Source organism: Curtobacterium sp. NPDC086286, assembly GCF_044746255.1.
Taxonomy (GTDB): domain Bacteria; phylum Actinomycetota; class Actinomycetes; order Actinomycetales; family Microbacteriaceae; genus Curtobacterium.
Map to the genome: position 1 here is coordinate 301,902 of NZ_JBIVBW010000005.1, position 6,934 is coordinate 308,835.

A 6,934-nucleotide genomic window follows, 5' to 3' on the forward strand; every position below is an offset into this window, starting at 1 on the left:
GGTCGCGCGTGACGATCTCGTAAGGAGCTCACGTGGCAAACGTGCTGGAGAAGGTCCTCCGCATCGGCGAAGGACGCACCCTCCGACGGCTGAAGGCGTACGCCTCGGCCATCAACGACCTCGAGGACGACTTCGCGAGCCTCACCGACGAGGAACTCCAGGACGAGACCAAGGAGCTCCGCGAGCGCTACGCGAACGGCGAGACCCTCGACGACCTGCTGCCCGAGGCGTTCGCCGCCGTGCGGGAAGCAGCGAAGCGCACCCTCGGCATGCGGCACTTCGACGTGCAGCTCATGGGCGGTGCCGCGCTGCACCTCGGCAACATCGCCGAGATGAAGACCGGTGAAGGCAAGACCCTCGTCGCCACGACGGCCGCGTACCTCAACGCCATCCCGTCGCGCGGCGTGCACGTCATCACCGTCAACGACTTCCTCGCGTCGTACCAGTCCGAGCTCATGGGCCGCGTGTTCCGTGCGCTCGGCATGACGACCGGCTGCATCATCGCGAACCAGTCCCCGGCCGAGCGTCGCGAGCAGTACGCCGCCGACATCACCTACGGCACGAACAACGAGTTCGGCTTCGACTACCTCCGCGACAACATGGCGTGGCAGGCATCCGACATGGTGCAGCGCGGCCACTTCTTCGCGATCGTGGACGAGGTCGACTCGATCCTCATCGACGAGGCCCGCACGCCGCTCATCATCTCCGGTCCGTCCTCGGGCGAGGCCAACCGCTGGTTCACCGAGTTCGCGTCGATCGCGACCCGCCTCACCCCGGGCGAGGACTACGAGGTCGACGAGAAGAAGCGCACCGTCGGCGTGCTCGAGCCCGGCATCGAGAAGGTCGAGGACTACCTCGGCATCGACAACCTGTACGAGTCGGCGAACACCCCGCTCATCTCGTTCCTGAACAACTCGATCAAGGCCGTCGCCCTCTTCAAGCGGGACAAGGACTACGTCGTGATGAACGGCGAGGTGCTCATCGTCGACGAGCACACCGGCCGCATCCTGATGGGCCGCCGCTACAACGAGGGCATCCACCAGGCGATCGAGGCGAAGGAGAAGGTCGAGGTCAAGGCCGAGAACCAGACCCTCGCCACGGTCACGCTGCAGAACTACTTCCGCCTCTACCAGAAGCTGTCCGGCATGACGGGTACGGCCGAGACCGAGGCCGCCGAGTTCATGTCGACGTACAAGCTCGGCGTGGTCCCGATCCCGACGAACAAGCCGATGCAGCGCATCGACCAGACCGACCTCGTCTACAAGAACGAGAAGGCGAAGTTCGAGCAGGTCGCCGAGGACATCGCCGAGCGCCACGAGAAGGGCCAGCCGGTCCTCGTCGGCACCACGAGCGTCGAGAAGTCCGAGTACCTGTCGAAGCTCCTCGCGAAGAAGGGCGTCAAGCACGAGGTCCTCAACGCGAAGAACCACGCGCGTGAGGCCGCGATCGTCGCCCAGGCCGGTCGACTCGGCGCCGTGACGGTCGCGACGAACATGGCCGGTCGCGGTACCGACATCATGCTCGGCGGCAACTCGGAGTTCCTCGCCGTGCAGGAGATGCACGCCAAGGGCTTGTCCCCGACGGAGACGCCGGAAGAGTACGAGGCCGCGTGGGACGACGTGTTCGACCGCGTCAAGGCTGAGATCAAGGACGAGGCCGACAAGGTGCGCGAGGTCGGCGGTCTCTACGTCCTCGGCACCGAGCGCCACGAGTCCCGTCGCATCGACAACCAGCTGCGCGGTCGTTCCGGCCGTCAGGGTGACCCCGGCGAGAGCCGCTTCTACCTGTCGCTCACCGACGACCTCATGCGCCTGTTCAACTCCGGTGCCGCCGAGAGCCTGATGGGCCGCTCGAACGTCCCGGACGACCTCGCGATCGAGAACAAGCTCGTCGGCCGTGCGATCCGGTCGGCCCAGGCGCAGGTCGAGGGCCGCAACGCCGAGGTCCGCAAGAACGTCCTGAAGTACGACGACGTCCTCAACCGCCAGCGCGAAGCGATCTACAGCGACCGCCGCCACATCCTCGAGGGCGACGACATCCACGACCGTGCGCAGTCGTTCCTCAAGAGCGTCGTCGACGACGTGATCGACTCCCACACCGCCGAGGGCAACGCGGACGACTGGGACCTCGACGCCATGTGGACCGAGCTCGGGACCCTGTACCCGATCTCGATCTCCATCGACGAGGTCATCACCGAGGCGGGCTCGAAGGGCAAGGCCTCGCGCGAGTTCCTCGGCCGCGAGATCCTCTCCGACGCCAAGCTCGCCTACCAGCAGCGCGAGGAACTCCTCGGCGACGAGGCCATGCGTGAGCTCGAGCGCCGCGTCGTCCTCTCGGTGATCGACCGCCGCTGGCGCGACCACCTCTACGAGATGGACTACCTCAAGGACGGCATCGGCCTCCGTGCGATGGCACAGCGCGACCCGCTGGTCGAGTACCAGCGCGAGGGCTACGCGCTCTTCCAGAGCATGATGGGCCAGATCCGCGAAGAGTCGGTCGGCTACCTCTTCAACCTCGAGGTGCAGGTCCAGTCCGACGGCGAGAACGCCGTGATCGAGGCCAAGGGCCTCGGTGAGGACGAGGTCTCCGGTCTCGAGTACTCCGCTCCGTCGATCGATGGCGAGGTCGAGGTCCGCGACGAGCGCGGTCGCCTCGAGCAGGCCGCGACCGCGCGAGCGCAGAAGGCGCAGGCCGAGGCCGAGGCGGCCGCCGGGCCGGAGCAGGGCTCCGCGTTCGGCAACGCCGCGACCGCGTCCGGCCAGGCTGCCGCGGGCAACCGTGCCGAGCGTCGTCAGGCCGCCAAGAAGGGCTGACGCGACCACGTCCAGACAGGAGGCGCGGTGCCGGCTGGCACCGCTCCTCCTGTCCGTCTTCCGGTCACGTCACGGGCGTCACAAGACCCCGACGGCCGTCGCGCGCCAGCGACCCTGCCGTTCTTCCAGGCGCATCGCGACCGCACGGGCGTGACTGCGCGTGTGCACGACGACCGTCGCCTCGGCGACCCCGTCGGCCGGGCGGCACACGATCACGCTTCCGACCCGGAGCAGCGCCCGTCCGCGCGACCGGCTGCCGAGCTGCCGGGCCCGCGCCGCCACCGCCGCCCGCTGCTGCAGGTGCCGGTGCACCTCGTCCGTGATCCACCGGGCGATGCTGTCGACCTCGCGTGACCCCGTCAGGATCTCGGCGACGCAGAGGCCGAGCGCGCGAGCGGTGTCCTCGACGTCGGTCGGTGGCGGTACCGCGCTGAGTCGCGGGACGTCCCCCATCGGCTCTGCGTCATCGATCCGGCGTGCTTCCTCGGCCACCCCTGCCCCTTTCGTCGGGGCCGAGCGTAGAGCGAGTACAACATGAGAAATATGACTGCCTCCGAGCCTGTGGAGAGAGCGGAGTTGTCCACAGTGGTGCGCACCTAGACTGGGCGGGTGTCGACCCTCAGTGACCTCGTCCTCGCACAAGGCCGTTCCTCCGAAGCCGACGTGGAGTGGCTCCACCTGCTCGTCGGGGACTGGCAGCTGCTCGCCGACCTGTCCTTCGCGGACATGGTCCTCTGGGTCCCGACCGCCGAGGACGGCTCGTTCGTGGCGGTGGCGCACGCTCGCCCGAGTTCCGCGGCGACGCTCTTCTACCGCGACATCGTCGGGCAGGAGATCCGCGAGGAGTGGCGCGAACAGGTCACCGAGAGCTTCGTCGGCGCGAAGGTCGTCGACTCCGCCGAGCCGGACTGGTACGAGGACACCCCGACGCGCGTCCGGGCGATCCCGGTGCTCCGGCGGCTGAGCGCGAACAGCGCCGAGACGACCGAGCGCCCGATCGCGGTCGTGACGCGGCACTCGAACCAGGACGAGATGCGCACCCCGAGCCGCCAGGAGCTCAACTTCACCGCGAGCGCGAACGACCTGTTCGGCATGATCGCCACGGGTGACTTCCCCGACATCGGTGCGCCGGCCGGACCCCGACGCGGTGCACCGCGCGCCAGCGACGGCCTGCTCCGCCTCGACACGAACGGGATCGTCACGTTCGCCAGCCCGAACGGCCTCAGCGCCTTCAACCGGATGGGCTTCGAGGGCGAGCTCGAGCGGAAGTCCCTCGCCGAGGTCACGACCGAGCTCATCGGTGCGCAGCTCGACGTCGACGAGTCGCTGCCCCTGGTCGTCACCGGCCGTGCCCCGTGGCGTGCCGACGTCGAGTCGAAGGGCGTCACGGTCTCGCTGCGGTCGATCCCGCTCCGCGACCACGGCGAGCGGATCGGTGCGATCGTCCTCTGCCGCGACGTCACCGAGCTGCGGCACCAGGAGCGCGAGCTCATCACCAAGGACGCGACGATCCGCGAGATCCACCACCGCGTGAAGAACAACCTGCAGACCGTGGCGTCGCTCCTGCGCATCCAGGCGCGCCGCACTCACTCGGACGAGGCCCGGACGTCGCTGCAGAACGCGATGCGCCGCGTGGCCGCGATCGCCGTCGTGCACGACACCCTGTCGACCGGCCTCAGCCAGAACGTCGACTTCGACGAGGTCTTCGACTCCGTGCTGAAGCTCGTGACCGAGGTCGCGGCGTCGCACAACACGACCGTCCGCCCGAAGAAGACCGGGGAGTTCGGGGTGTTGCCCTCCGAGGCCGCGACCCCGCTCGCGCTCGGGCTCACCGAGCTCGTCACGAACGCCGTCGAGCACGGGCTGGACGGCCGCGACGGCGAGGTCGAGATCGTGGCGGAGCGCTTCGACGACCACCTCGACATCCAGGTCCGCGACAACGGGCGGGGCCTGCCCGAGGGCAAGGTCGGGTCGGGCCTCGGGACACAGATCGTCCGGACGCTGATCCAGGGCGAGCTCGGCGGCACCATCGACTGGCACACCCTGACCGGCAGCGGCACCGAGGTGACCATCACGATCCCGTTCCGCTGGCTGACGGCGAACCCGGGCGCCGCGTAGCGCGCTCCGCGCCCGCGCCGCGCGCCCGCCGCGGCGTCCCGCGCAACCGCCTGAAGGCGCCGCGCGCCAGCCAGGGCCGCATCGAACCACGTTCCCGACGTCGAACCACCGTCCGGCCCTGGTTCGACGTCGGTCTCGTGGTTCGTCGCGCGGCGCGCGCCGGCGCGCATGCCGCGGCGGCAGCCGTAGCATGCAGCCGCGCAACGGAAGTGCGTCCGAACCGCGCGATGCCGCGGTGTCGCCTGCTTTCCGTTGTGCGCAGGCACACGCAACCGCCTGGAGGCGCGGCGTGCGCCCGCCAGGGCCGCATCGAACCACGTTCCCGACGTCGAACCACCGTCCGGCCCTGGTTCGACGTCGATTCCGTGGTTCGCCGCGCGGCGCGCGCGCCGGCGCGCCCGCCGCAACCGCAGCCGCAGCGGGCGGCCGCACAACGAAAGTGCGTCCGAACCGCGCGATGCCGCGGCGTCGCGTGCTTTCCGTTGTGCGCAGGCACACGCAACTGCCTGGAGGCGCGGCGTCGCGTGCTTTCCGTTGTGCGGAGGCACGCGCAACTGCCTGGAGGCGCGGCGTCGCGTGCTTTCCGTTGTGCGGAGGCACGCGCAACCGCCTGGAGGCGCGGCGTGCGCCCGCCAGGCCCGCGTCGAACCACGTTCCCGACGTCGAACCGCCGTCGGGCCCTGGTTCGACGTCGGTTCCGTGGTTCGCCGCGGCGGCATGCGCAGAGGGCGGCCGCACAACGGAAGTGCGTCCGAACCGCGCGATCGCGCGGCGCCGCGTGCTTTCCGTTGTGCGCAGGCGTGCGCTACCGCGGCGCGGCGCGGCGCAGCCGCCGCGCGCGCGGCGCAGCCGCGCCCCGCGCACGACGACGCCCGCCGGCCCCGAAGGGGGCGGCGGGCGTCAGGCGCGCAGCAGGCGCCGGGTCAGGAAGCGCGGCGAGCGCGGGCGGCGCGACGCTTCAGCGCGCGGCGCTCGTCCTCGCTCAGGCCACCCCAGACACCGGAGTCCTGGTTGTTCTCGAGGGCGTACTGCAGGCACATCTCGGTGACCGTGCAGCGAGCGCAGACCGACTTGGCCTTCTCGATCTGATCGACGGCCGGTCCGGTGTTCCCGACGGGGAAGAAGAGCTCGGGGTCCGCGGTGAGGCAGGCTGCCTGGTCACGCCAGTCCATGTGTGGTGCTCCTTGAAATCGATGCTCGAACGGCAGGCCGGGGCCGTGGTTCGGGGATCGGAACGCTGAGCATGCGCGAGGCACGAGGGGACACCCGTGGGGGAGGAGTCCGCTGGAAGCGAGTCTGACGCCCGCAGAACGCTCGGGGGAGGAGCGTCGAACCACGGGAGACGCACACCACATCGTGCCGTCCAAACGACCTCGAATATCGTTCCATACTGGTAGGGCCAAATCAAGGGTTCCGACGCTGGAGGAATGCTGTGCCCGACACCACCCCGACCGAGCCCGACCACATCGAGCGGCGGTCGCCTGCCCTCCTGGCGCTCCTCGTCGTCGTCGGACTCGAGTTCGCCGCCCTCGTCGTCGTGACGATCGTCCTCATCGTCGAACTCATCGTCGCGCCGGCCACGAGCATCGCGTCCGGGATCGCGCTGACGGTCCTCGCGGCCATCGCGGCGCTCTGGCTCGGCTCCCTGTTCATCGGCCTCCGCAACCGTCGTCCGTGGGTGCGGTCCGGGATCATCGTCTGGCAGGTGCTGCAGGGGGCGCTCGCGATCGGGGCGTTCCAGGGCGTCTTCCGCGTGCCCGCCGTCGGCTGGTTCCTGCTCATCCCCGCGCTGCTGGGCATCACGCTGGTGCTGTCGCGGCCGGTGACGGACGCGCTCGCCCGACCGGTCGAGTAGACGGTCCCGATCCACGGACTGGAGGCGCGGGGGCCCCGGGCCCCCCCCCCCCCCCCCCAGGCCAAGCCCGGGCTCCCACCCCGCCGCGCCTCGTGCGCAGGCGCGCCACGTGGCCCCTCGGCGGGACGGTGTTGAGCGGGAGGGGCCC

At 70.1% G+C, this 6,934-nt stretch carries 5 protein-coding genes; 3 read left to right on the plus strand and 2 right to left on the minus strand.

Going from position 1 to position 6,934, the window contains the following annotated elements:
• Positions 1-32 precede the first annotated feature (32 nt).
• Positions 33-2,813 carry a preprotein translocase subunit SecA gene (gene secA, locus ACIPKM_RS11535; RefSeq protein ID WP_402736763.1) on the plus strand — a complete coding sequence of 927 codons (2,781 nt, stop codon included), beginning with the start codon at positions 33-35 and terminating at the stop codon, positions 2,811-2,813.
• 78 nt (positions 2,814-2,891) lie between these two features.
• On the opposite strand, the gene ACIPKM_RS11540 is transcribed toward secA, so the two are convergent.
• Positions 2,892-3,305 (minus strand): Rv3235 family protein, encoded by a 414-nt coding sequence (locus tag ACIPKM_RS11540; RefSeq protein ID WP_083403212.1) that lies wholly within the window; start codon positions 3,303-3,305, stop codon positions 2,892-2,894.
• A gap of 117 nt (positions 3,306-3,422) precedes the next feature.
• Here ACIPKM_RS11540 and ACIPKM_RS11545 point away from each other — a divergent pair, with 117 nt between their 5' ends.
• Positions 3,423-4,931 (plus strand): sensor histidine kinase, encoded by a 1,509-nt coding sequence (locus tag ACIPKM_RS11545; RefSeq protein ID WP_071294919.1) that lies wholly within the window; start codon positions 3,423-3,425, stop codon positions 4,929-4,931.
• A 923-nt stretch (positions 4,932-5,854) separates the two neighbouring features.
• Here ACIPKM_RS11545 and ACIPKM_RS11550 read toward each other — a convergent pair.
• Positions 5,855-6,103: a WhiB family transcriptional regulator gene (locus tag ACIPKM_RS11550; protein WP_022904217.1), complete on the minus strand. Its 249-nt coding sequence runs from the start codon at positions 6,101-6,103 to the stop codon at positions 5,855-5,857.
• Positions 6,104-6,363: 260 nt separating this feature from the next.
• Here ACIPKM_RS11550 and ACIPKM_RS11555 point away from each other — a divergent pair, with 260 nt between their 5' ends.
• Positions 6,364-6,786 carry a hypothetical protein gene (locus tag ACIPKM_RS11555; RefSeq protein WP_402736764.1) on the plus strand — a complete coding sequence of 141 codons (423 nt, stop codon included), beginning with the start codon at positions 6,364-6,366 and terminating at the stop codon, positions 6,784-6,786.
• Positions 6,787-6,934: the final 148 nt, after the last annotated feature.

What these genes read in the sequence shown, in the direction of transcription:
- ACIPKM_RS11550 (WP_022904217.1), bottom strand. Translation starts at nt 6,103, where the DNA reads ATGGACTGGCGTGACCAGGCAGCCTGCCTCACCGCGGACCCCGAGCTC.